The 24,283-nt window shown below is 38.7% G+C and carries 21 protein-coding genes and 8 tRNA genes; 9 read left to right on the top strand and 20 right to left on the bottom strand.

The annotated features are described in order from the left end of the window. Positions 1–6: 6 nt before the first annotated feature. A complete protein-coding gene (gene addB / locus F8M42_RS08780) occupies positions 7–3,438 on the bottom strand; it encodes a helicase-exonuclease AddAB subunit AddB (protein WP_229711314.1) in 3,432 nt (1,143 codons plus the stop codon). A gap of 352 nt (positions 3,439–3,790) precedes the next feature. Here addB and kdpF point away from each other — a divergent pair, with 352 nt between their 5' ends. From kdpF to F8M42_RS08760, 4 genes are all read left to right on the top strand, one after another. Beyond that, positions 3,791–3,868, top strand: a complete 78-nt coding sequence (gene kdpF, locus F8M42_RS13860; RefSeq protein ID WP_182188697.1) for a K(+)-transporting ATPase subunit F — start codon at positions 3,791–3,793, stop codon at positions 3,866–3,868. Positions 3,869–3,885: 17 nt separating this feature from the next. Continuing rightward, positions 3,886–5,607: a potassium-transporting ATPase subunit KdpA gene (gene kdpA / locus F8M42_RS08770; protein ID WP_182186035.1), complete on the top strand. Its 1,722-nt coding sequence runs from the start codon at positions 3,886–3,888 to the stop codon at positions 5,605–5,607. Positions 5,608–5,621: 14 nt separating this feature from the next. Then, positions 5,622–7,676, top strand: a complete 2,055-nt coding sequence (gene kdpB, locus F8M42_RS08765) for a potassium-transporting ATPase subunit KdpB (protein ID WP_182186034.1) — start codon at positions 5,622–5,624, stop codon at positions 7,674–7,676. Between the two features lie 213 nt (positions 7,677–7,889). Continuing rightward, positions 7,890–8,525 (top strand): K(+)-transporting ATPase subunit C, encoded by a 636-nt coding sequence (locus F8M42_RS08760; RefSeq protein WP_182186032.1) that lies wholly within the window; start codon positions 7,890–7,892, stop codon positions 8,523–8,525. A gap of 125 nt (positions 8,526–8,650) precedes the next feature. Here F8M42_RS08760 and F8M42_RS08755 read toward each other — a convergent pair whose 3' ends face one another. Next, positions 8,651–9,553, bottom strand: a complete 903-nt coding sequence (locus tag F8M42_RS08755; protein WP_182186030.1) for a DMT family transporter — start codon at positions 9,551–9,553, stop codon at positions 8,651–8,653. A gap of 580 nt (positions 9,554–10,133) precedes the next feature. On the opposite strand from F8M42_RS08755, the gene F8M42_RS08750 reads away from it, so the two are divergent. The 4 genes from F8M42_RS08750 (at position 10,134) to htpX (ending at position 13,066) form a co-directional block, all read left to right on the top strand. Next, complete coding sequence (locus tag F8M42_RS08750) at positions 10,134–10,472, top strand: DMT family transporter (protein WP_182186028.1); 339 nt, start codon at positions 10,134–10,136, stop codon at positions 10,470–10,472. Beyond that, entirely contained in the window at positions 10,465–10,785 is a 321-nt protein-coding gene (locus F8M42_RS08745; protein WP_182186026.1) for an SMR family transporter, read from the top strand. Before F8M42_RS08750 ends, F8M42_RS08745 begins: the two co-directional genes overlap by 8 nt. A gap of 209 nt (positions 10,786–10,994) precedes the next feature. Beyond that, complete coding sequence (locus F8M42_RS08740; protein WP_182186024.1) at positions 10,995–11,996, top strand: methyl-accepting chemotaxis protein; 1,002 nt, start codon at positions 10,995–10,997, stop codon at positions 11,994–11,996. Between the two features lie 203 nt (positions 11,997–12,199). After that, positions 12,200–13,066 carry a zinc metalloprotease HtpX gene (htpX, locus tag F8M42_RS08735; RefSeq protein ID WP_182186022.1) on the top strand — a complete coding sequence of 289 codons (867 nt, stop codon included), beginning with the start codon at positions 12,200–12,202 and terminating at the stop codon, positions 13,064–13,066. Positions 13,067–13,293: 227 nt separating this feature from the next. Here the strand turns inward: htpX and F8M42_RS08730 are convergent, their stop codons facing one another. The 12 genes from F8M42_RS08730 to F8M42_RS08675 form a co-directional block, all read right to left on the bottom strand. Beyond that, positions 13,294–13,746, bottom strand: coding sequence for an N-acetyltransferase (locus F8M42_RS08730; protein WP_182188696.1), 453 nt, complete (start codon positions 13,744–13,746; stop codon positions 13,294–13,296). Between the two features lie 42 nt (positions 13,747–13,788). Then, positions 13,789–14,439 carry an endonuclease III gene (gene nth / locus F8M42_RS08725; RefSeq protein ID WP_182186021.1) on the bottom strand — a complete coding sequence of 217 codons (651 nt, stop codon included), beginning with the start codon at positions 14,437–14,439 and terminating at the stop codon, positions 13,789–13,791. Between the two features lie 11 nt (positions 14,440–14,450). Then, positions 14,451–14,738, bottom strand: coding sequence for a late competence development ComFB family protein (locus F8M42_RS08720; protein WP_182186019.1), 288 nt, complete (start codon positions 14,736–14,738; stop codon positions 14,451–14,453). 203 nt (positions 14,739–14,941) lie between these two features. After that, positions 14,942–15,103, bottom strand: a complete 162-nt coding sequence (rd, locus tag F8M42_RS08715) for a rubredoxin (protein WP_182186017.1) — start codon at positions 15,101–15,103, stop codon at positions 14,942–14,944. Between the two features lie 366 nt (positions 15,104–15,469). After that, positions 15,470–15,555 (bottom strand) — tRNA-Leu (locus tag F8M42_RS08710). A 27-nt stretch (positions 15,556–15,582) separates the two neighbouring features. After that, positions 15,583–15,668: transfer RNA gene (locus tag F8M42_RS08705), tRNA-Leu, on the bottom strand. Positions 15,669–15,682: 14 nt separating this feature from the next. Continuing rightward, positions 15,683–15,771: transfer RNA gene (locus F8M42_RS08700), tRNA-Leu, on the bottom strand. A gap of 14 nt (positions 15,772–15,785) precedes the next feature. Further along, positions 15,786–15,859, bottom strand: a tRNA-Gly gene (locus tag F8M42_RS08695). A gap of 31 nt (positions 15,860–15,890) precedes the next feature. Then, positions 15,891–15,966: transfer RNA gene (locus F8M42_RS08690), tRNA-Phe, on the bottom strand. 34 nt (positions 15,967–16,000) lie between these two features. Further along, positions 16,001–16,077, bottom strand: a tRNA-Asp gene (locus F8M42_RS08685). 5 nt (positions 16,078–16,082) lie between these two features. Continuing rightward, positions 16,083–16,158, bottom strand: a tRNA-Val gene (locus F8M42_RS08680). A 5-nt stretch (positions 16,159–16,163) separates the two neighbouring features. Beyond that, positions 16,164–16,238 (bottom strand) — tRNA-Glu (locus F8M42_RS08675). Positions 16,239–16,391: 153 nt separating this feature from the next. On the opposite strand from F8M42_RS08675, the gene F8M42_RS08670 reads away from it, so the two are divergent. Further along, positions 16,392–17,000 (top strand): hypothetical protein, encoded by a 609-nt coding sequence (locus tag F8M42_RS08670; RefSeq protein ID WP_182186016.1) that lies wholly within the window; start codon positions 16,392–16,394, stop codon positions 16,998–17,000. 87 nt (positions 17,001–17,087) lie between these two features. Here the strand turns inward: F8M42_RS08670 and F8M42_RS08665 are convergent, their stop codons facing one another. The 6 genes from F8M42_RS08665 to F8M42_RS08640 all read right to left on the bottom strand — a co-directional run bounded on the left by F8M42_RS08665 (position 17,088) and on the right by F8M42_RS08640 (position 24,239). Then, complete coding sequence (locus F8M42_RS08665; protein ID WP_182186014.1) at positions 17,088–18,791, bottom strand: diguanylate cyclase; 1,704 nt, start codon at positions 18,789–18,791, stop codon at positions 17,088–17,090. A 347-nt stretch (positions 18,792–19,138) separates the two neighbouring features. Beyond that, a complete protein-coding gene (gene lysS, locus F8M42_RS08660) occupies positions 19,139–20,632 on the bottom strand; it encodes a lysine--tRNA ligase (protein WP_182186012.1) in 1,494 nt (497 codons plus the stop codon). A gap of 18 nt (positions 20,633–20,650) precedes the next feature. Next, positions 20,651–21,127, bottom strand: coding sequence for a transcription elongation factor GreA (gene greA, locus F8M42_RS08655; RefSeq protein WP_182186011.1), 477 nt, complete (start codon positions 21,125–21,127; stop codon positions 20,651–20,653). Positions 21,128–21,429: 302 nt separating this feature from the next. Further along, on the bottom strand, positions 21,430–22,236 hold the full coding sequence (locus tag F8M42_RS08650) for a Cof-type HAD-IIB family hydrolase (RefSeq protein WP_182186009.1): 807 nt from the start codon (positions 22,234–22,236) through the stop codon (positions 21,430–21,432). A gap of 14 nt (positions 22,237–22,250) precedes the next feature. After that, positions 22,251–23,558: an ABC transporter substrate-binding protein gene (locus F8M42_RS08645; RefSeq protein WP_229711313.1), complete on the bottom strand. Its 1,308-nt coding sequence runs from the start codon at positions 23,556–23,558 to the stop codon at positions 22,251–22,253. A gap of 6 nt (positions 23,559–23,564) precedes the next feature. Next, on the bottom strand, positions 23,565–24,239 hold the full coding sequence (locus F8M42_RS08640) for a response regulator transcription factor (RefSeq protein WP_182186007.1): 675 nt from the start codon (positions 24,237–24,239) through the stop codon (positions 23,565–23,567). Positions 24,240–24,283 lie beyond the last annotated feature (44 nt).

The raw sequence follows: 24,283 nt of genomic DNA, 5'->3' as shown, positions 1-24,283 counted from the left end.
TTGTAATTAATGAGTTTTATTGGTGATATGCCGCATTATCGTGTCATCATCAAGATCAGGCAATTCATTGTAATGATAACCGGGGACGGTTATATCAAACCGGCATAATGCCATGTAAGGACAAAATGTGCAGGCAACATTTTGTTTTAATTTGTAAGGGGTAACGGAATTTTCTCCTGATAAGATGCGATTGCCGGTGTCTACCAGCAGTTTATCCATATATTCCAGCAAAGCATTGAACTCATCGGTGCTTTTCACGGTAGAACGGCTGATTTTGCTTATCGAGCCATCACGATTGAAACGGACTTTGATAAATGAAGCTGAGTCGTCAATTTTTTTTATCACGTCCGGATCCATTAGAACCCAGCCGGGCATACGCATACGTTTTATCAGCTCGGTTTTTATTTGTTCGTCAGATACTTGCCGGTCGAAGGTCAAAAGGGTACTTTTTAAGAAGCAGTACAAGATACCGGCGGGTATGGTATCAGCAGCAAGTTTCAGGTCCTGCGCGCCATTTTGCACTGCAAGAAGATAGGTTAAAAGCTGTAATCTGAGACCGTAGTAAACTTCAGTCAGGTTAATGTAAGCATTGCCGGATTTATAATCTATTATGAGAAAGTAACGGCCGCTGCTATCAGCATCAATACGGTCAATTTGACCAATAAGACTGATTTTATGATTATTATCCAGGTCATAAATGAGTGGCGGCAGAGAAATACTGCCGGCGCCAAAAGCTTTTTCCAAGGCAATGGTGGAAAAATCACTATGAGCGGAAAATTCACTGAGACGGTTAATAGCTTGTTCAGCTGTCTGAGCAATCCTTTTAGTGAGATGGTGATACTGACGGGTACTAAGTAATATTTTATTTTGCAGACGGGAGGAAAGTTCAGCTACAATTTTTTGACAAAGAACGTGGCGTTCCTGTCTGGTTATTTCATTCCAGCGGCGCTTTTGCTGTAATAGTAATTCTCCGAATGTCCGCATAGTTTCATGCAGAAGAATACCGCGATCAGGTGCTGCAAAACTGAACTCCCGCCGTTCAGACAGTTTTAAAGCATAGTTGGCGAAATGTTTGAAAGGACAGTTGTGAAATTCTTCAAAACGAGTGACACTGCCGCTGAGAAAACCGTTTTTAGTGTAAAGGCGCGAAGTAAGCCCGGGTGGGAGCAATGTATCCGGTGCGGTGGTAAATAAGCCTGCCAGTGCGGTAAATAACGGTGCCTGATAGTCCGGCTGGTTTAAAAGCCAGTTATAGACGTCAAACCAAAAATCGGCAAGCGTGGCTTTTTCCTTATATTGACGCAGTGCCATTGTCAGATGGGAAATACTGCGGCGCGGTGTTACTACATACTGTGTTTCACCGGCGGCGGAGTTATTTCCGAGTAAGACAGAGATTAGCTGGTTTTTTTTCAGGGGCAGAATAAAGCGAAGACGATCTATAAGCATAGATTTATTTAGAGCAGTGCCCTCAGTATCGGCTAATGCGTAAGATACCCACAGATAGCAGCGGCTAAGTGTAAAAGCTTTATATAACAGGAAAGTTTCTAAAAAGTTGTCAGCGCCAGTACCGTTCGGCAGGTTAATGCCTGACTGGCATAAATAGAGCCGGTCGGAATCGGTCAGCAGTCCTTCATTTTTTACACGACGGGGCATAATGCCATCATTGGCGCCGATTATATAAATGGCATTTTTATTTTCCAGACTATTTTGATCAAAGGATGCGAGAGTTACATAATCGAGTCCCGGAGGTATCAAAGCAATTTGCAGACTTTCCAAGCCATCATTCAATATGGCAGAATACTCTTTTAAGGAAAGTTCTTCATCACCGCAGGTTTCGACAATTTCATCAAAAAGTTCAACAACATCACACCAGATTTGTTGCTGTTCTTCGGCCAGTGCAAGCTCACCGGAATTTTCGGCTTGCTTTTGCCATAGGGTAAGTTTGTCCGGAACATTGAGCAAAGTGAGAAATTGATAAAGCACTTGCGTTATATCCCGCGCTGTGGCAGCATTTTTCAATCCGGTAGACAACAGCTGCAGTGAAGCTGTTAATCGGCGGCGTATATTGTCTATTTTGGCAAGATAATCCGTTTCTTCAACGGATAATGGCTTGTCGGATAACGGTCGACGGGTATAATGCCAGTCTTCAGCCGACAGCCATTGTTTTTTGCCGCGAATACCAAATTCGAGGCAATAATTTTCTAATGAATCGACATCATCACGTGTTACCGGAAAGAAATCTGTTTTAAAACACCTCATTAGTGGTTCATATTGCCAGGTACGGACTGCTTCCAGACAGGAACGCAGTAATTCGGCCAGCGGATGATGAATAAACAACCGTTTACTGTCACTAAAAAAAGGAATCTGGTAGTCATTGAGCACTGCCTGCAGTAAAAAATCATAGGACGGATCGCGGGTGATGATGCCGATATCATTATAAGTAAATTTTTCTTCGCGGCATAAACGAATGATATCAATGGCTGCCGCTTCGGCTTCCAAGCGCCGGTTGGCGGCTTCGGCTATAATAATGCCATCAGCTTCGGCAGCTTTTTTCAGTGGAAAGTAAAACATGTTCCGGGCAATAGCTTTTTGCGCCGGCATCAGGAAACGAGGTGTGGCGGTGAGTAGTGTAATTTTTGTTTTTAGATTAAGTTCATGGCATATACTGTGTATTTCCTGATACGTTTGATATTGACGGTGAAAAAGGGCGGTTTCACTGCTGTTGGCTGTATCCTGCAGACTATCAATACATAAAGTGACGTGGATAGTACTGGCTATTTTAAATAAAGCCTTTAAAATAGCCAGTTCCTGTGGATTAAAGAAGATGAATCCGTCTATCCATATTTCACACTTATTTAGCCAGCTGGAGGCAGTTATTTTTTGTGCTGCTGCCGCAAGCATGTCTTCGGAGTCATTATAATGTCCGTCAGTGGCTGCGTTGAAAGCGTCATAGAGTATAGAAATATCATTTAATTTTTGCTGCAAGGCTTCATCGGTAAGAGTTTTAGCCGTTTTTTGCAATGCTGAGGCCGATACGCCATAGGTTTTTAGTTCACTGATTATGGTATTTAAAGAAACAGTAAAATTGCGCTGCCGGGCAGCTTTGGCAAGAGCAGTCAGCTCGTCTTTATGTTCAAGGACAATGCGTGACAATAGCAGATTTTTACCTGTTTCAGTGATATGCGGTGTGATGGCTCCGCCCTCGCGGTTTAGAATGTTTTGGCATAACCGACGAAATCCGAAAATAAAAGCCCGGGAAAAACCACCTTTATCATTCATTAATATAGCCAGGCGGCGTTCTATTTTAAATGTCATATGTTCCGGCAGGATCATCAATAAAGGGGTTCCTTCAGGAAACTTTTGCAGCTGTTGTTGGATATCGCTGAGACAGCGACTGGTTTTACCGGTTCCGGCAGTTCCTATTATGAATTCAACCAAGATTTTTCACCTCGTAAAATTACTATTGTTATAATTATACTTTAATTTACCGGGGAGTGTAAGTTCGCAGGATAAATATTAATTATTTCGGCACGATCAATATATTGTCATTTTTATTGTAATAGGGGTTTAAAAAAATAATTAATCTTAATACGATCTTAATTTCCTGAAAGAAACTCTTACACCAACTTAATGATTTAGATGCTACAATGTTCAAGAATTAAGTTGATACAGGAGGAATTGAAGATGGATTTTTTGATGATTGGCGTACTGGTAATCGGTTTTCTACTGATTAAGTTGTTAGCCGACTGGTGTGAACGGCTTAATAAAAGATCGTAGGGAGGAATTAGTCATGCTGTTAATAGGCGTTTTAATCATTGCAGTGGCAATATATCTGCTATATGCGTTAATTAATCCGGAAAAATTTTAACGGAGGGAAAAGGAATAATGACACAAGTAGTTTTGTTTTTAATAGTTTTTATAGCCCTCATAATGGTAACGGGAAAATATCTCTATCATATTGCCGAAGGAAAACACACCTTTGCTGATCCGGTGTTTGATAAGGTGGATAAATTTATCTATCGTTTGTGCGGGATAAAAAAGGAAGAAATGGGTTGGAAGCAATATGCAATGGCTATGCTGGCAACTAATGCGGTAATGGTGTTTGTCGGTTATTTGATTTTGCGTATTCAGGTGATGCCTGTTTTTAATCCTAATGAAATAGGCAATATGGAGCCGACTTTATCATTTAATACAATTATTAGTTTTATGACCAATACCAATCTCCAGCACTATGCCGGTGAATCAGGATTGTCATATTTCAGCCAGATGGCAGTGATTACTTTTATGATGTTTACTTCTGCAGCCACCGGATTCGCCGTAGCAATGGCTTTTATTCGTGGATTGGCAGGTAAAACAAAAACTTTTGGTAATTTTTATGTTGATTTTACGAGAATAACTACCAGAGTATTGCTGCCAATTTCAATTGTTGTCGGGTTGTTGCTGGTTTCACAAGGGGTACCGCAGAATCTGTCACCTAATGTAACAGTACAGACAATCGAAGGACGTTATCAGGATATTGCCATGGGGCCTGTTGCTTCAATGGAAATAATCAAGCATTTAGGAACTAACGGCGGCGGTTTCTTTGGAGCAAATTCATCAGCACCGTTTGAAAATCCTAATGTACTTACTAATATGATAGAAATGATGTCTATGATGTTGATGCCGGGGTCATGTGTGATTGCTTTTGGGCATATGGTACGCAGCCGCAGAAAAAAGACTGTTGTTGACGGCAAGGAAAAAGCAGTCTGGTTCGGCAGTGAAGCACGTCCTATTTTTGCAGTTATGGCAGCAATATTCATAATTGGTCTTGGTATATGCTGGTCGGCAGAAAGTAAGGGAAATCCGATATTAGCAAATATTGGATTGAGTCAGTCAATGGGCAGTATGGAAGGAAAGGAAGATCGTTTTGGCGTAACACAGTCGGCACTTTTTACAACTGTAACGACAGCGTTTACAACTGGTTCCGTTGATAATATGCATGATACGCTGACACCATTGGGGGGGGCTGTACCCATGATGAATATGATGCTCAATGTCGTGTTCGGCGGTAAAGGCGTCGGCCTTATGAATATGCTGGTTTATGCTATTTTGGCAGTATTTATTTGCGGCCTGATGGTTGGACGTACACCAGAGTACCTCGGTAAAAAAATTGAAGGTCGGGAAATGAAACTCACTGCATTGGCAATCATTATCCATCCGTTTATTATATTGTTTTTTGCGGCGCTGGCACTTTCAACGACCGGCGGTCTGGCGGGGATAACCAATCCAGGTTACCATGGACTTTCACAAGTAGTATATGAATATGCATCTTCGGCAGCCAATAATGGTTCAGGTTTTGAGGGACTCGCCGATAACTCATATTTTTGGAATATAACAACTGGTTTGGCAATGTTTTTTGGCCGTTATCTGGCAATGATAATCCAGCTGGCAATAGTCGGTTCATTGATAATGAAACAGCCAGTCAGCGAGTCAATCGGTACTTTACGAACAGATACAACTACCTTTGCCATTTCGCTGTTTATGGTAGTTTTAATCATTGCGGCCTTGACATTCTTCCCGGCAATGGTACTGGGTCCTGTTGCTGAACATCTGGCCTTATTCAATTGAGGAGGTTGCTATTGATGAGTAGAAAGACAAAACAGAGATTTATCACAGATGATATATTAAAAAACGCGGTAAAAGATTCTTTTGTAAAATTAAATCCGTCTTATATGATGAAAAATCCAGTGATGTTTGTAGTGGAAATAGGTTTTTTTGTTACATTGATATTGACTTTTTTTCCAGGATTGTTTGGTGATCAGGGAACTAACCTGCGTTTATATGATGGCATTGTGAGTTTAATCTTGCTGGTAACATTATTGTTTGCTAATTTCGCGGAAGCCGTAGCTGAAGGTCGCGGCAAGGCACAGGCACAAAGCCTGAAGCATACTAAGAAAGATATGCAGGCTCGTATTATAAAAGCTGATGGCACAGACGAAATAGAAAGTGCCGGCAAATTAAAAAAAGGTGATATAGTATTGGTCAAAGCCGGTGAGATAATTCCTAATGATGGTGAGATTATTGAAGGTATAGCATCGGTCGATGAATCAGCCATTACCGGGGAATCAGCTCCGGTGGTAAAAGAAAATGGCGGTGATTTCAGCTCAGTTACCGGGGGGACTGAGGTCATCAGTGATTGGTTGAAAATCAGGATAACAGCAAATTCAGGGGAATCTTTTCTGGATAAAATGATTGCACTTGTCGAAGGGGCAGCACGGAAAAAAACACCTAATGAGATAGCATTAAATACACTATTGGTGAGTCTTACAATTATATTTTTAATTGTTATCGTTTCACTTTATCCAATGGCCGTGTACAGTGGCGTGCAGTTGCAAATTTCTACCTTGATAGCATTGATTGTCTGTCTGATACCAACAACGATCGGCGGTTTGCTCTCAGCAATCGGCATCGCTGGTATGGATAGGGTTACGCGGTTTAATGTCATTGCGATGTCCGGCAAAGCGGTTGAAGCCTGCGGCGATGTTGATACGATGATTTTGGATAAGACAGGAACAATCACTTATGGTAACAGGATGGCGGCAAAATTTATTACTGTAGGTAATATACCACAACAGGAATTGATAGACAGTGCTGTCGTCAGTTCTTTGTCAGACAACACTCCGGAAGGAAAATCTATAATCACGCTGGGGTATGGTTTAGGCGGTAAGAAACAAACAGTTTCATCGGATATGGAATTTATTGACTTTACTGCACAGACCAGGATGAGCGGGGTAAATATGCCGGATGGCAGGAAAATACGCAAGGGGGCTTATGATGTCATTTGCCGCTATGTACAGGAAAATGGCGGAAATATACCAAGTGATTTGGAAGAAAAAGTGAATGATGTGGCCAAACTAGGCGGAACACCGCTGGTCGTAAGTGTTGATAATAGGGTTTATGGTGTTATTTATTTGAAAGACACAATAAAACCCGGTTTGGTGAAACGTTTTGCACGGCTTCGTGCCGTTGGTATCAAGACAATAATGTGCACGGGGGATAATCCGCTGACGGCAGCCACAATAGCACAGGAAGCCGGTGTGGACAGCTTTATTGCTGCCTGCAAACCGGAAGATAAGATAAAAGCGATAAAAGAAGAACAATCCAAAGGTAAAGTAGTAGCAATGACCGGCGATGGAACTAATGATGCCCCGGCTTTAGCCCAGGCTGATGTAGGCATTGCCATGAACAGCGGTACTTCGGCAGCCAAGGAAGCTGCCAATATGGTGGATCTTGATTCAGATCCGACAAAAATACTGGATGTTGTCGAAATCGGCAAGCAGCTTTTGATTACGCGCGGTTCATTAACAACGTTTAGCATTGCCAATGATGTTGCCAAATATTTTGCTATAATACCGGCAATGTTCATGGTCGTTATTCCACAGTTGAAAGTGATAAATATAATGGCATTGGCTACACCTTATAGCGCAATATTGTCGGCACTACTGTTTAATGCGATTATTATTCCCTGCTTGATACCGCTGGCGATGAAAGGGGTAAAATATGAACCGCAGCGTGCGGAAAAAATGCTTTCCCATAACATGCTGATTTATGGATTGGGTGGTATAATTGCTCCATTTATTGGTATAAAAGTAATTGATATGGTAATTGCACCATTACTGTCAATGATTGGTTTATAAATAAAAACATTATTCGCATTGTGGGACTCAAATTTAATCAATTTGGCCGGTCATACTTGAACATGCTTTGGTTGATAAGTGCAGATAGTAAATTTTCTGTAATGTATTCATGTTTTATAAAAAGCAGGATATAGCAAAGATGCCTGAGTAGTTTTGTGTGCTAAGACGATGTGGAATATAACAGTGGTATGTATGCTAATGGGAGGTATATTTATGCTTGAAGTAATAAAGGGGTTTAAAAGGCCTTTTTTAGTGACAATATTTTTTTTACTGTTGTGTGGGTTGGGATATCCGTTGTTGTTGACCGGATTGAGTCAGCTGATTTTTCCGGTGCAGGCCAATGGCAGTATAATCAAGGTCAATGGTACAGCTGTAGGATCAAAGTTTGTCGGGCAGGATTTTAGTGATCCGCGGTTTATGAAGGGACGTCCTTCGGCGGTTGATTACAATACTTATACTCAGGAACAAAAAGATGATGGTACTTATAGTGGAGTGAGCTCTGGGTCTAAAAACTATTCAGCAACTAATCCTGAACTGGCAGAACGAGTGGAAAATGACATGAATACTTTTTTAGCGGCAAATCCGACAATTGCCAAAGAAGATATCCCCACGGATTTGCTGACAGCTTCCGGTTCGGGACTTGATCCACAGATCAGTCCGGCTGCAGCTGCAGTGCAGATTCCCGCACTGGCGCAAAATACAGGACTTACGGAAGATGTATTGAAAGATATTGTGGCGCATAATACACAAGATAGATTTCTAGGGGTATTTGGGGAACCTACAGTAAATGTGCTCGGAGTGAATTTGCAAATAGGACAGATTTTGGGAATATTCGACGGGCAGGATTAGAATGCAATATAAATAATTTAGTCATAAGTTAATATGAGATCGGCAATAAAAAACACATTGATTGGCAGTTGTCATAAAACTGCTGGTCAATGTGTTTTTTTAGTAAGCAAAGTTGTCTGAAAAAATCACTTCTTGGATGAAGAGCAGTTTGTTCCGATTATTCCCGCCAGGATAAATACAGCTCCTATGATGTGGTAGTATTGCAGTGTTTCTTTTAAGAAAATTATACCGGCAAATATAGTTATGAGAGTGGCTAAATTAGAAAAAAGGCTCATTTTAGAAGCTGTTATTTTGGATAAAGCATAGTTTGACAGATAGGCTGTCAATAAAGAAGAAAGCACACCCAGATAGAGAATCGACAATAAAAAGCTATTGTTGGTAAAAGGCATAAAATAGTCTGTCAGGGTGTGGGTGGATAAATGTTTAATTATTGCAATAAAATTGAATATGATCATGCCAAATATCGTCATAAAATATGTCAGTGTTGAAGTAGTATATTTTTTTGTCAGATTGCGGGCTAGAACATTATAGCACGAGGCTGACAGAGCTGATAAAAAAATCAGCAGGATACCAAGTAAATTTCCCTGTTTACCGGAAAAACTGCTCATGGCAAAAATATAAATAACCCCGGTGACTGACAGAAAAGTAAAAAGTTTTTCCCTGCTGCTGGCATATTCTTTTAAAAAATATGCTGCCAAAAGTAGTGTCAATATTGGAATGCAGGCTTGAATGATACCGGCTTGGGCAGATGTGGTATAGAATAAACCGAATACTTGGAAACAGAAAAATAAAGCCGGATAAAGCAGAGCTAAGGGCAGAATTTTGATGAAGTCTTGTTTTGGCATGCGAAGTTTTGTTTTATTAAAGGAAAATACAATAATTGAAGCTAAACCGGCAACAGTAAACCGATGTGCCAGTATGTCTGATGGATCAGCTGTCAGTAAGGCTATTTTGACAAACATAAAGGAAAAACCGATTATAAATGTATAAATTATAGCAGCCAGATAAGCTTTATTGTAAGAAAACAAAATGGCACCTCCATGAATATAGGACTGCTGCACGAACGCTATTAATTCATAGCCCCATTTTGACTGCTTCCTTTTCCGGAGCGGACAAAGAAAACGGTATATGGCATATGTATGAATGAAATTGATTACGTGCGACAGAATATTTGAAAATATAATGAAACAACAGTAAATTATGATTATATTGTAGTATACATTTTCTTGCAATACAACCAGAATCAATTGATGTAAGATAAAATTAAAAAAGTAAATAATACAAAAAAATAGATAAAAATAATGTTAAAATGCATTCTGAGAAAACATTAATTGGTAAAAAAAATACATGAATAAGTAAGGAAAATGAAGGAGAATGATGAAGAACTGAGAAATAATGCCGCCAATTATCTTGGATGCAAATAGCCGGCGATAGGATTTAGTAACCTTGATTAATCCCGTTCGTCAATACATATGACATCATGATATAATATATATGTAAAGTAAAGGTTGATAATGCGGCAAGTGTCCATAGCTGTTGTGCTCATATCAAATCTTACAATAGTTTTATCGGATGGGCAATGGGATCTTATGTGAGGAGTTAGATATTATGAAGCAATGGTATGCACTTATATTGGCTGTCATTGCAGAAGTTACCGGAACTACGATGATGAAGATACTAGGAGGACGTGAATCAATTGAAGGATATTTCTTCATATTTGGTATGATTGGATTATCATATTTTCTTTTATCAAAGGCTATAACTTTAATTCCGATGAGTACAGCATATGCTGTTTGGGAAGGTCTGGGATTGATGATCATTACCGCTGTCGGTTGCCTTATGTTTAAAGAAACACTGCCGCTGCCTAAACTGGTCGGATTTTCGGCAATACTTTTAGGGATATTTTTGTTAAAGACAGGCACGATTGGCGGTGAAAAGCATGAATAACGGAGTTATATTTTTATTGCTGGCTGTCCTGCTGGATATGGCATCAAATGTTCTGCTGAAAAAATCAGCGGGTTTTAGAAATAAGATTTATGGAATTAGTGCTATATTATGTATAGTAACGGCATTTTTTATGCTGGGGCAGGCAATTAGGACAATGGATCTGAGTATTGCTTATGCTTTGTGGGGAGCGGCCGGAATGCTGCTGACCAGTTTTATTGATACGACTTTTTTCCATGTAAAACTCAAGGGAAGTGCTTTGGTCGGAATCTTGTGCATGATAACCGGTATTGTTCTTATTCAGTCATTGGATTGATTTTTGGGGATGTCAGGCAGTGTTATTGATACTAAAATCAACTGCTGACTTTTGTGTAAATTGACAAAAATTACTTTTGGAGTGTATTTTTTATTGATTTAATAGTGTTTTTCCTTTATACTCTTATAACTAGAGAAGCTTTTCCTCATGATTTTATTAGTATAAAGATATTTAACATTTCAGGTAATTTTACAAAAGGGGCAGTTTGGATGAAAAAGGATAAGGAAATTGATGCATCGTTATTATTGGTGGAATTGAAAGAAGCCACTCAGAAAATGGGTGAGGTAAATAAATCTATCCAGGGAATTGCCAAACAGACCAATCTTCTGTCGCTCAATTCGGCAATAGAAGCGGCCAGGGCCGGTGAAGCGGGAAAAGGGTTCAGTGTTGTTGCTGAAGAAATAAAAAAATTAGCAACAAGGAGTCTTTCTTCGACTAAGGAAAGTGATGAGATAATTAAGAATATCGTAAGCAAGGCTAATGAAGTAATGGGTGTTCGTACAGCTGACGTAGCTTATGATATAATGGATAAAATTGAACGCAATCTTTTTGAGCGTAACTGTGATGCACAGGCGTGGGCAAAATTTGAGCCGGTTAAAAATTGTCTGAGAGATAATACATCATCTGTTATACAAACCGGCTGTGTTTTTTTGAAAAATATTGTTAATATTTACGAAGTGTACCTTGATTTATATATATTGGATTTATCAGGCAAAGTTGTTGCGGCAGCCGTGAATGACAGCTCTATAGGTGAGGATATGCATGAGCGTGTTTGGTTTAGTGATGCTAAGAAATCAAATAAGATATCTGCCTCGGAGTTATATGTATCACCAACGGTAAATAAGCCCACAGTTGCTTATACTACACCTATATTAGAAGATAACGGTGATATAATTGGTTACTTTTCATCGCGATTTAATTGGGATTATATCTATGATATTGTTGATTCGGCTAAAATTGGTACAGCAGCGCAGATTTATGTGATTAATTCAGAAGGATGGGTAATTGCTGCCAAGGATCACAGTAATGTGTTGAAAAATAATTTAAAAAATATTGCGGCAGTACAGGAGGTTATCAGTGGTGCCAAGTATGGATATAAAATCGAAAGTGATGTCCGGGGCAATTCAAAAATCTATGGCTACGCTAATTCTCGTGGGTACAACGCTTATAAGGGTAAAGGCTGGTCGTGTGTAGTCAGCGAAATACTTTAATGATAAAACCAACAGGCGTTGTTTGCCTGCTGGTTTTATTCTTATATAGTTTTATATTTATATAATTGCTAATATAGGTTATAATTGTTATAGGAAGATTATGGGGATGTGATTAAGTTGTTCTGCATGTAGGTTAGTGATTACAAAGGTTTTGCCTGCAGGATTTTAATTTGTTGATAATGGTTTTATGGAGGATATATGTTATGAATATGCTTAAAACAACTGCGTTGATGGCATTGCTGATGGCGCTGCTCATAGCTGTGGGCGGGCTTGTTGGCGGACAGCACGGTGCTTTGATAATGTTTGTAGTGGCGGTAGGAATGAATTTTTTTTCCTATTGGTTTAGTGATTCGATTGTTCTTAAAATGTCAGGGGCGCATGAAGTAAGTGCTGAAGATGCACCTAGTTTATATAAGCTGGTTGCCGATCTGGCAGGGCGAGCCGGCTTACCGATGCCGAAGGTGTATATTATCGATACGGATGTTCCTAATGCGTTTGCGACAGGAAGAAATCCCAGTCATGCGGCTGTGGCCGTGACAACTGGGATTATGGAAGCACTTGAATATGAAGAGCTGGCTGGTGTGCTGGGACATGAGTTAACCCATGTGAAAAATCGTGATATTCTCATCAGCTCAATAGCGGCGACCTTTGCCGGGGCTATTTCCATGCTTGCGAATATGGCTCAATGGGCAGCTATATTCGGTTTTGGCCGCAGCAATGATGATGAAGATAACGGTGGTGGGATAATTGGACTGTTGGTAGCAGTAATTGTTGCTCCATTGGCTGCTACAGTCATTCAGCTTGCCATTTCCCGTTCACGCGAGTATGCTGCTGATAAAGGTGGCGGAAAAATCTGTGGAGATCCATTGGCATTGGCTTCTGCTCTAGAGAAAATAGATTATTATGCTCATCATCGTACGATGCCGCAGGCATCACAGGCGACTGAGCATATGTATATAATAAATCCGCTGGCGGGTAAGGATATATCTTTTGCCAGTTTGTTTTCGACTCATCCGGCTACGGCTGACCGGATAGCACGGCTTAAAGAACAAGCGGCACATATGGCATAATAAAAAAGGTACTATGAATTTTGATCATAGTACCTTTTTATTATGGGTGCGCCTGGTGGCGCACGTTCCTAACTGGTGATGGTGAAAGTCCGAATCCATCCGGCAGTGGGAAGAACATAGCCGGAGGCAGGGATGTTCCAGCGCGAGGTGGGATCTAAAGGAAAACTGGCGGCAAATTTCTGGTCTGATGAATAAGGTGAAATTCTTATGGGCTGCTCGGTTGATTTTTAGTCAGATAATATCATAGCAATTTCATCACAGTTGGGAAATTTGGGACAGTCTATACATTCTTTCCAGACCTTTTGCGGCAGTTCATCCTTCGTTACCTCTTTAAATCCTAATGAGCTAAAAAATTCTGGCTGGTAAGTTAAGGTGAAAAATTTCTTTACACCCAGCTTTTTTCCATCGGCTATCAGGCGGGAAACTATTTCGGAACCAATGTGGCGTCTGGTAGCCTGCTTGGCAACGGCTAATGTCCTGACTTCAGCTATTTCATCCCAGACAATATGCAGACCGCCAACACCTAATATTTCACCATTTTCTTCGGCAACAATCATGTCACGTAAGGTTTCATACAATTGGTTGCGTGAACGGGCCAGCATGAGACCTTCCTGGGCATATTTATAGACCAGTGGGTGAATGACTTCTATATCGGATAGTATGGCATTACGGTAAATTATCTGAATCACACTTTCTTTCGTTAAATTATAACATGCAATATTTTAGGCTATTGGAGTTTCCAATAGTGACGCTGATGGGCACAGGTCATTAAGCGGGCATTTCTGGCAAAGCGGATGACGGGCTTTGCAGATTTTTCGACCATGCCAGATAAGCCAATGGTGTGCAGCAGACCATTTTTCTACAGGAATGGCCTTTTGAAGTTTTTTTTCGACTTCTTCCGGTGAGTTGCCTACGGCCAGCTTTAACCGATTGGAAACACGAAATACATGAGTATCAACGGCAATAGCCGGACGACCAAATGCTATGCTGGAGACAACGTTGGCCGTTTTTCGTCCCACACCGGGCAAAGATAGCAGTTCATCATAGTCGCTGGGGACCTGGTCAGCGTAATCATCGTGGAGTTTTTGACAGGTTTTCATTATATTTTTTGCCTTATTGCGAAAGAGGCCGCAGTCACGTATCTCTTCTTCCAGGCCATCTAATCCTAATGATAATATGGCTTCAGGAGTAGCAGCTTTTTTAAACAGACGGCCGGTAGTTACATTAACTCGTACATCGGTACATTGGGCTGATAAGATAACTGCGACTAAAAGTTCAAAAGGATTATTGAAGTTGAGTGCAGATTTTGTATCATGATATATTTTTTCCAGCCGGCTGATCATTTCGTTTTTTATTTTTGCGGTAATACGCAAGTTTATCACCTTTATTTGTTGATATTGATACCTGGTTGATGGTGCGGATTTTTACTGACAACTTCAATTGCCTGAGCTACTGCCCGCATGATTTGAGTATATTGAGACTTGTCATATAGGTCAAGCCGTGTATATATATCACCAATATTGGTCCGTATATATTTGGGTGGAAGATGGTTGAGCGCATAAGCGGCTATATCTTTTTGACACTGTTCACAGGTGCATATACCAGGATATGAATCAAGCATATTTTCAATTGCTTCATATACAAAAGCTTCCATGCAGTTCTTTACAGGCATAGCAATTCCCTCCTTGGCAATTAGTTGCACATAGTAAATAAATTGTTAGAATATAATATAATTAAACAAATATCTATAAGATATTATAACATAGTTGTCGAAAAAAATGATAGTTATATGGTAAGTGTCTAATTATAATAAAAAACACCTGAAGCAAATATTTTACTTTAGGTGTCTTAAGTAGTATTATTCAGTTTAATAAATTATGCTTCTTCTTCAAACTGATCTTTACCTACACCGCAGATGGGGCAGACAAAATCATCTGGTAAATCAGCAAAAGGAACGCCTGGTGCCAAGTCGTAATCGGGATCTCCTTTTTCTTCATCATAAATCCAACCGCATACGGAACATATCCATTTTTTCATAATAAAAAGCCTCCCAAAAGAATAATTTAAATTACAGACTGTATATATTTTATTATATCAAGGTTGATTTTGCAATGCTTGTATAACAATAGTCTAAAGTTGAAGCTGCAGTGTGAACAGTATTGCAAATGTGCAGCCCATCACCGCTGCGCGGTCCTCTGTTCCCCGTTCTTCTAAAGGGGAACAAAGAGATAATCACCATATGTACTTATATTTCCATAATAAATGAAATAAACGATTGCTGTATGAGTGATATCTATGAATGAAAATGTTTATGTGTGACAGCTTGCAAATTGCAAAGTATGTTTATATAAGGTTTAAATACAAAAAAACCAAAATCAAAAGATTTTGGCTAATATACAAAGCTGGTGCGGTCGATGGGACTTGAACCCATATGACTTGTGGTCACTACCCCCTCAAAGTAGCGCGTCTGCCGATTCCGCCACGACCGCATATAAACAAATTAAGGCGAGAAAAATTGGTGCGGCCGAGTGGATTTGAACCACCATGAAGTTGCCTTCACTAGCGCCTGAAGCTAGCGCGTCTGCCGTTTCGCCACGGCCGCCTATAAATAAAAGATGGTGCCGAGGACCGGAATCGAACCGGTACGGATATTTCTATCCGCGGGATTTTAAGTCCCGTGCGTCTGCCAGTTCCGCCACCCCGGCATATATCTTTTTAATGGAGCGGGTGATGGGAATCGGACCCACGTGACTAGCTTGGAAGGCTAGGGCTCTACCATTGAGCTACACCCGCATGTTGAACTGGAAAAAGAACTATATAAAAATGGTGCCTCAGAGCGGAATCGAACCACTGACACGGGGATTTTCAGTCCCCTGCTCTACCGACTGAGCTACCGAGGCATATTTATATATCACCTAAAAGTAAGTAATAAAGTGGCGACCCGAAGGGGACTTGAACCCCTGACCTCCGCCGTGACAGGGCGGCATTCTAACCAACTAAACTACCGGGCCGTGATTGGTGGGCGATAACAGGATCGAACTGCTGACATCTTGCTTGTAAGGCAAGCGCTCTCCCAGCTGAGCTAATCGCCCGAATATGGTGACGCCTATGGGATTCGAACCCATGAACCCGCCGTGAAAGGGCGGTGTCTTAACCGCTTGACGAAGGCGCCATTAAACTGTATACTTGCCTCAGCAGATTAACTAATGTAATTTACCGTAACGAGGTCAGCATCAGCAACGGATATTATAATATCATATACATAGAGATATTGCAATACCTTTACGGGAAAAAAATTATTTTTTAAATAAAAACGGGTGATTTAATGAAAAAAATAATAAGATTGGTTATGTTTTTATCAGTATTTAGTCTGGTAATGCCATATAAGATAAGCACAGCGCAAGAAGTCATCGGGGATATGGCAAGTCAGACAAAATCACCGACAATAGCAGCCGTTATGCCTGTTATTGGGGCAGATGAGGAATATGGGCAGGCTGATGCATATATTTACCAAAGTTTGAAAAAAGCATTGCATGTTCCGTTGAATGGTATTTTGAAAAGGATTACTTATATTGATGAAAAAAGAACTGCGGATGAGACAAGCAGGTTAATTAATGCAAAAGTTAATGTCATGGGACAGGATGGTATGAAACAATTAGCTGAATCACTCGGAGCGGATCTTATAATTGGAGTTAAAGTCAACTCAATGATGCAGCAAATAACATATGGTGTATATGATGATGTAAATCCTTATTTGTTCAGTCGGGTGGGTTTACAATTGGTTGTCTATGATGCAAGGACAAATACGTATAGCATATACAAAAACAATCAATATTACAGTGATGAATATTCTCCATCTGGAACAGTTGAAGTACTTACGCAGGATGCAATGTATTATCTGTTGAAAGATGCAAATGTTAAACAATATATTTAGTGTTAGTTTGGTAATTGATACATGGGTATAAATTAAATAATAATTATAAAATTTATATCAAGCGCACAGATAAAATAGTTTTGAAAATTATTTTTTAGTCAGATTTTTATTTAAAATATAATAAAAATCAAAATCACTTTTTATTATATGTCCAACTATTACTTCTTGTATTAAGTATTTTGCAGCGTCTATAAAGCTTATTTCTTGAGAATTAAGATTATTGACCATAGTAATTGTTTTTTGCAGTAAATCATGATGGATATTTTTGTGATCAGTATATAATGGGTAACGAAATTCTTTTAAAATTTTTTCTTCTCGATCAAAATGCTCTGCAAGTTCGTCAGATAATAAATTAAATAAATTTAAAAAGTTTTTCGGCCTGCCCGTAGAAAAACAACTGTATATAATTTCATTGGATGTACTTATCAATAAATGATGATCTTTGTCAATGAAAGAGTTACCACTTTTAAAAAAAGGACCCCATTCAATGGCCATTGGTTTTTTGCCATATGCAATATTCAAAACTTCATCACTTATAACTTTGTTTCGTCCGGTTAGTTTTGCAAGATAAAGAGAATTATCCAATCTTTTAAAGATACTTTCGTCAGTATCATTTTTTTGATATTCGGTCAATCCGAAACTTGATGTAATTTTATTTATATCTTCAAAATGATGAAAAGATATTGCTGTTCGTAATTTTTCTGCTGCCTTTTCCGCAGCTTTTGCATCAGTATTGATTAGCAGGATAATAAATTCCTCACCTCCCCAACGGCAAATGATATCAGATTTCCTTAAAGTATCTATCATAATTTGCGCTAGTGTTTTAAGAACATAATCTCCCTTTAAATGGCCATATTCATCATTGATGCTTTTAAAGTGATCAATATCTAAGAGAAGAAATGAAAGGGGAAGGGCAGTCCTGCGGGTCTCTTCTATTTTATTTTTACAAGTTTCGATGAAATATATACGGTTATATAAACCCGTTAAAGCATCTCTCGTTGCCATATTAAAAAATTTTTCATTTTTAAATATGAGTTCTTTTTTTAAATAATACTGGTTAATACAGGATTTTATTCTGATCATGAATAATTTGAAGTCAAGGGGTTTTAGAATAAAATCATTTGCACCAATGCTCAGACAATGCGGTATTATATTATCGTTATTATAAGCTGTGATCAAAATAATAATTGCATTTTCGTTTTTTCCTCTGATATATGCGATAAGATCATCGCCGTTGCATTCTGGCATCACCAAATCTATCAGAAAAAAATTGTACTCCAGTGCATGGACTAAAAATTCAGATGGTTTTTGGTAATAATTTACATTTTTTATTCCATATGTAAGAAAAAAAGTTTGTATCGTTTCAAGGGAAAAACAGTCATCATCAATTACAGCAATTTTAAAATTCTTTATTAAATCAATATTTTCATGTTCATTTTTTATGGTTTGTAAATATTTTGTAAAACGAGCTGTATCAAACGCATTTTTTTGAAAATAAGCCAGTATTCCCATATTAAAACATTGTTTTTTTATATAAAGATTATCTTTTGAAGTTATCACAATAATAGGGGGATATACAAAGCCCGTTGATGTCAGTTCTTTTAGAACATGATTATTCAGTATTCTATTAATATTTTGATCGATGACTAATAAATCAAAAGTTCTTTTGCTGATTTTTTTATACACTTGTTCGAAACAGTCAGCTTGTTCATATAGAAATTCTTGTTGCCCGGCAATATGGGCAATTTTTTTTGCAAATAGATTATCTTTTTCAAAATGTAATAATAGCATGCTGTTTTCCTCCTTAGACTAATTATTGACTTTATAATAATTATTATTTAATAACTATTATAAAGCTCTTCAGGGAAAAAAACAGCTTTATAATAAAAAAAATTATTTATTATAGTACAATTATATTAGATGGGTTTTTTTCGCAGAAAAAGATTGTCATTATTTATACTAATAGGTATCAATAGCAGCAGTGAATTGGAAAATATGCGGCACTTGGACAGGTCTTACATGTAGATGTATATGACGGTTAAATATTAATAACATAAGATGATTTGCCTGTAAAAAAAACTGGCTCTTAAAATCAGATTATAAATTTATAAATCTAAAATTAAAAGTCAGTTTTTTAATTATTCCATTGGTTTTGTTTTCATATGAGGGAATAGTATTACATCGCGTATGGATGGACTGTCAGTTAACAACATGACCAAGCGGTCAATGCCGATACCAAGTCCGCCGGTTGGGGCAAGACCATATTCTAGGGCCGTAATAAAGTCATTATCCATCATATGGGCTTCAGCATCGCCAAGTTCACGTTGTTTTTGCTGATCAATAAAACGTTGTTTCTGGTCGATTGGGTCATTTAGTTCGGAAAAACCATTGGCCAGTTCCCGGCCGCAGATAAATAATTCGAATCTGTCGACAAAATCGGGATTTTGCTGATTGCGTTTAGCAAGTGGTGAAACGGCTGTGGGATATTGTATTACAAAAGTTGGCTGAATGAGTGTTTCTTCAACTTTTTCGTCGAAAATTTGATACATTATTTCCCAAATTCCATGATGAGTTTCGTATGGCACTTTTAATTCATCAGCAATAGAACGAGCCTGCTCAAGCGTTGTAACCGTGGTAAAATCTTTTCCTACAGCCTCTTTTACGGCATCGATCATAGTAATGCGGCGGATGTGGCTGAGGTCAACATCAGTACCCTGGTAGGTTATTTTGGCGGTGCCTGATACATCTTTGGCAACCTGAGCTATGAGCTGCTCGGTCATATCCATTACTTCATTATAGTCGGCAAAAGCCTGATATGTTTCAACAGAAGTGAATTCCGGATTATGGCGGTTATCAACACCTTCATTGCGGAAGATGCGGCCTAACTCATACACACGTTCCAGGCCACCGACAATAAGACGTTTTAGATATAATTCAGTCGCTATGCGCAGATACATATCCATATCCAATGCGTTATGATGAGTGATAAAAGGACGCGCATTGGCTCCACCGGCTATCGGATTCATTACCGGCGTTTCTACTTCCAAAAAACCTTTGTTATCAAGAAAACGGCGAACTGCCTGAATGATTTTTGTCCTGTTGATGAAGGTAGTTTTTACGGCCGGATTGACGATTAAATCTAAATAACGTTGGCGGTAACGGGTTTCAATGTCTTTGAGACCATGAAATTTTTCCGGCAGCGGACGCAGTGATTTGGCTTCAATGGAAAAATCCTGAACTTTTACGGTCACTTCACCGCGATGCGTTTTGAATACAATTCCTGTAACACCGATGATATCACCAATATCCAATAATTTGAAATTAGCATAGCGCTCTTCACCGAGTACATCCAATTTAAAATAAATCTGGATATCACCAGTGATGTCGGCCAAAACCGCAAAGCTGGCTTTGCCATGACCCCGTATAGCCATAAGACGTCCGGCTATACGAACTTCTGCAGCATTATTTTCTAAATTATCCGCATCCTTTAATATGTCTTGTGCGTGCTGTGTTACGGGGTAGTTTCTACCAAACGGTTCTATTCCCTTATTAATAAACGCCTGCATTTTGTCACGGCGCACTATCATTAATTCATTTATATCCTGATTTTCCTGAGGTTGATGCTTAGCCATTGAAATCCTCCAATATTATTATTTTACTTCCATTATCTTGTATTTTAATAGTCCGGCAGGAACTTTTACGTTAACTGTATCACCAACTTTGTGCCCGAGAATTGCTGCACCAACCGGTGATTCATTGGAAATCTTACCATCAGTGACATCAGCTTCAGCAGAGCCTACTATGGTATAGGTTTCATCTTCTTTAAATTCAAGATCACGGATAACTACCTTGTTACCGAGCCGGATGATACCGCTGCCATCGCCTTGGGTATCATGGATGACATCGCTTTCGCGCAGGACTTTTTCCAAACGGAGAATTTCACCTTCGATAAATGCCTGTTCATTTTTTGCATCGTCATATTCAGAGTTTTCACTGATATCGCCAAAGTCAATAGCCTGTTTTATACGCTGTGCTACTTCGATACGGCGAACACTTTTTAAATTATCTAATTGCTGCTCAATTTTTTTTAAGCCTTCTTCGGTTAGAATACCGCGTTTTTCTGCCATAATAATGTTTCTCCCTTATAATGAAGTTCTTATTTCAAAGGAGTGTTGACTGCCCTTGAAATTTAGGAATCATCAACCCATTGAACTTGTCCACTAAATAAAACCATAAACATGACTATTGTATGGCAAATGATGCGGCAAGGTGGAATATTCCGGATAGATGACGCAGGCCAGTTTTATGTAAATAAGGCCTGAATGGTAAATACGATAAGGAGTGTCAAGCAACCTTGACACTCCTTTTGATTATATGTTGTTTTTATTTGTTTGTCAATTTAGCCGCAAATGTACTTTATATATAAATATTATACTAATCCGAGTGTATGCAAAGCAGCATATATTCCGTCATTATCATTGGTGGCTGTTATTTTGTCGGCACTTGCCTTTACGGTTTGAGGGGCATTGCCCATGGCAATACCTATACCGGCTTCCGCTAACATACCAATATCGTTGTAATTATCCCCAAAAGCTATTGATTGTGCTGGTGTGACGGCGTAGTGGGATAGAAAAATCTTCACTGCCCGGGCTTTGGATATTGATTTATCAACTATCTCCAACAAGGTGGGACTGGAACGTACAATGGTGAGTTCGGGATAAACATCAGATAACATTGTTTCCATGTGTGCGCAATCCATAGGGGAAGCCATGCATAAAAGTTTATGCGGTAAAAGATTTTTATTTGTTAATAATGCAGGGAAATTTTTTATGACTGGAGTGACACCGGTGATTTGTATTTCTGTTTGGATATTGGCAGGAGAAATATTTTCTACATACCAGCAATCATTGGTGTAATAATTTATAATGCACTGCGGCCATTGCTGATGAATTTTTTTGATAATTGCATGGCAAGAGTCAGGCGGTAATTGTTTGCTGTATATTTTTTTATTTTGAGCAGAAAGGATTAAAGCACCATTATAACTTATGATGGGCGTTTTGATGCCAATTTGGCAGATTATCGGTTTGATTGCTGCCGGCATACGGGCGGAAACAGGTACAAAGGTAATACCTGCTTTACTGAGTGTGTGTATGGCGGAAATTGAGTTTGGTAAAATTTGATGATGAGAATTGAGAAGTGTGCCATCGATGTCGGAAAATATAATTTTAAACGACATAATACCTCCATTAATTAATTTTGTAAAAAATCGTTAACTTTTTTTTGTACCTTATTCAAGGCATTGTTGAGCGGAATGGTTCCGTCAATTATTTTTTTGATTTCATTGTCAGCTATAAGCATGGATAGAGAATATTTTTTGAATTTCGGCGGTGAGATAGCTGTTTCCATGACATTACTGATTGTTGAAATATTCATTTTTTCATCACCGGGGGCATCTCTCATCAAGTCTTGTCCGGCCTCGTTCGATTCTACGACACTTTTTATTACAGGAACACCCTGGGAATTACTTAAAAGCAGTTTTTGTGTTTCACTGTCATAGCAGAGTTTTTTTAAAAATTCCCAAGCCAAAGTTTTTTGTTTGCTGCGGCTGCTAATGCCAATAAGTAATGTATCAAGTTGTGAGATATTTGTGCCCGATGGTCCGGCAGGCATCTTAATGCAGTCCCATTCAAAGGAAGAATATTTTTTTATTCGCCAGGGGTAGGGTTTATATGTTTGATATTCAGCAAAAGTAAAAGGTCTGAAGGCAACTTTTCCCATATCAAAATCTTTGGCAGTGACGATACAGCCATGGTTTATTTGTCTTAATTCAATCATAAATTGTAGTGTTTCTTTCATTTTGTTATCGGCAAAATGGGAAAAAGTACCATCTTCTTTAAATAATTGTAAGTTGTTGCTTATTGCAGCTTGCTGCCAAGTATAATCATAGCAGCCAAATTGGTCTATTTGTCCGTCATTATTAGTATCTTTAGTTACTGCACGGCATATATCGAGGAAATCCTGCCAGGTCCAATTGTTATTGGGAATAGGAATTCCCTCATGTTCCAATAGAGTTTTATTGACAAACATCAGTGTGGGAACACTTTCAAAGGGTAATGCGTATTGTTGAAATTTGTATTTTCCATAGTCGAGAGCCGGTTTATAATATGCATTGGAAGAAAAATCAGTATCATTGTTTATGAAATCATCAAGGTTTTGCAAGAGGCCTATAGATGAATATAAATTGAAATCATCAGATAAAACCATAAATACATCGGGTTCGTTATCCTTAAGAACTTGTTCGGACAACCATTCGGCATAATCTTGTTTTCGTATGCCATTAACATAGATAATTTTTACGTTGGGATGAGTTTTTTCAAAATTACTTATTGCATTATCAACAACAGCATAAGGGTCACCGGCCGGGACATTCCAATTGCTGCCGGTAAAGATCCCCAGATGGATTATTATTTGTTTTTGTCTTTTAGTATAAGCATAGTAGGAAAAACAGATAAATGCAAATATGAGAGCAAACATTGCCAATATTTTAAATTTATTCATGCGATATCACGCTTCGTAATCAATGGGCTGCATCATTCCGGTTTGAATTGCCCATATTGCCAACTGTGTGCGATCCCGTAAGTTTAGTTTACTTAGTACGGAACTTAAATTGTTACGCACAGTACCTTCTGATAAATTTATTTTTTCCGCTATTTCTTTATTGGATAATCCACGTCCGACTAAATAAATCACTTTTTTTTCTGTACGTGTAAGATTTTTTTTACCATTTTTTTCAACTCTTACGGCAAAGTTACTTTGGGCCATTTCTGAAAATAATTTTATTACTTTCGTTATGAGATTGGGATTTATCATTGCACCGCCGTTTATTACCGTGCGAATGGCAGTGGTGAGTTCGGTGACGGAAACACCTTTTAGAAGATAACCGCTGGCACCAAATTTTAAGGCGTTATATATATATTCGTCATCATCAAAGGTCGTAAGGATAATTATTTTTATTTGTGGATAATGTTCTTTGATGAGATTAGTGCACTGTACTCCGTCAAGTTTGGGCATGCGTACATCCATGAGCACGATATCGGGATGGTTCTTTTTTATGGATTCCATCGCTTCAATACCATTTTCTGCTGTGGCAATGACCTTCATATCAGGTGACATATTTAATACTATTTTTAAGCTTTCACGGATAAGTTCTTGATCGTCGGCAATCATTATTTTTATCATTGCTAGTTACCTCCCTTATTTATTGGTATCATTGCATTGATAAT

Source organism: Pectinatus frisingensis (assembly GCF_014076555.1).
Taxonomy (GTDB): Bacteria; Bacillota; Negativicutes; order Selenomonadales; family Selenomonadaceae; genus Pectinatus; species Pectinatus frisingensis.
The sequence above is the reverse complement of the archived record's forward strand: the minus strand, read 5'-3'. Positions and strand labels throughout refer to the sequence as shown.

Excerpts from the sequence above, each read along its gene's own strand:
- kdpF (WP_182188697.1), top strand. The coding sequence starts at position 3,791 with ATGCTGTTAATAGGCGTTTTAATCATTGCAGTGGCAATATATCTGCTA.
- kdpA (WP_182186035.1), top strand. The coding sequence starts at position 3,886 with ATGACACAAGTAGTTTTGTTTTTAATAGTTTTTATAGCCCTCATAATG.
- kdpB (WP_182186034.1), top strand. The coding sequence starts at position 5,622 with ATGAGTAGAAAGACAAAACAGAGATTTATCACAGATGATATATTAAAA.
- F8M42_RS08760 (WP_182186032.1), top strand. The coding sequence starts at position 7,890 with ATGCTTGAAGTAATAAAGGGGTTTAAAAGGCCTTTTTTAGTGACAATA.
- F8M42_RS08750 (WP_182186028.1), top strand. The coding sequence starts at position 10,134 with ATGAAGCAATGGTATGCACTTATATTGGCTGTCATTGCAGAAGTTACC.
- F8M42_RS08745 (WP_182186026.1), top strand. The coding sequence starts at position 10,465 with ATGAATAACGGAGTTATATTTTTATTGCTGGCTGTCCTGCTGGATATG.
- F8M42_RS08740 (WP_182186024.1), top strand. The coding sequence starts at position 10,995 with ATGAAAAAGGATAAGGAAATTGATGCATCGTTATTATTGGTGGAATTG.
- htpX (WP_182186022.1), top strand. The coding sequence starts at position 12,200 with ATGAATATGCTTAAAACAACTGCGTTGATGGCATTGCTGATGGCGCTG.
- F8M42_RS08720 (WP_182186019.1), bottom strand. The coding sequence starts at position 14,738 with ATGCCTGTAAAGAACTGCATGGAAGCTTTTGTATATGAAGCAATTGAA.
- rd (WP_182186017.1), bottom strand. The coding sequence starts at position 15,103 with ATGAAAAAATGGATATGTTCCGTATGCGGTTGGATTTATGATGAAGAA.
- F8M42_RS08670 (WP_182186016.1), top strand. The coding sequence starts at position 16,392 with ATGAAAAAAATAATAAGATTGGTTATGTTTTTATCAGTATTTAGTCTG.
- F8M42_RS08665 (WP_182186014.1), bottom strand. The coding sequence starts at position 18,791 with ATGCTATTATTACATTTTGAAAAAGATAATCTATTTGCAAAAAAAATT.
- lysS (WP_182186012.1), bottom strand. The coding sequence starts at position 20,632 with ATGGCTAAGCATCAACCTCAGGAAAATCAGGATATAAATGAATTAATG.
- greA (WP_182186011.1), bottom strand. The coding sequence starts at position 21,127 with ATGGCAGAAAAACGCGGTATTCTAACCGAAGAAGGCTTAAAAAAAATT.
- F8M42_RS08650 (WP_182186009.1), bottom strand. The coding sequence starts at position 22,236 with ATGTCGTTTAAAATTATATTTTCCGACATCGATGGCACACTTCTCAAT.
- F8M42_RS08645 (WP_229711313.1), bottom strand. The coding sequence starts at position 23,558 with ATGAATAAATTTAAAATATTGGCAATGTTTGCTCTCATATTTGCATTT.
- F8M42_RS08640 (WP_182186007.1), bottom strand. The coding sequence starts at position 24,239 with ATGATAAAAATAATGATTGCCGACGATCAAGAACTTATCCGTGAAAGC.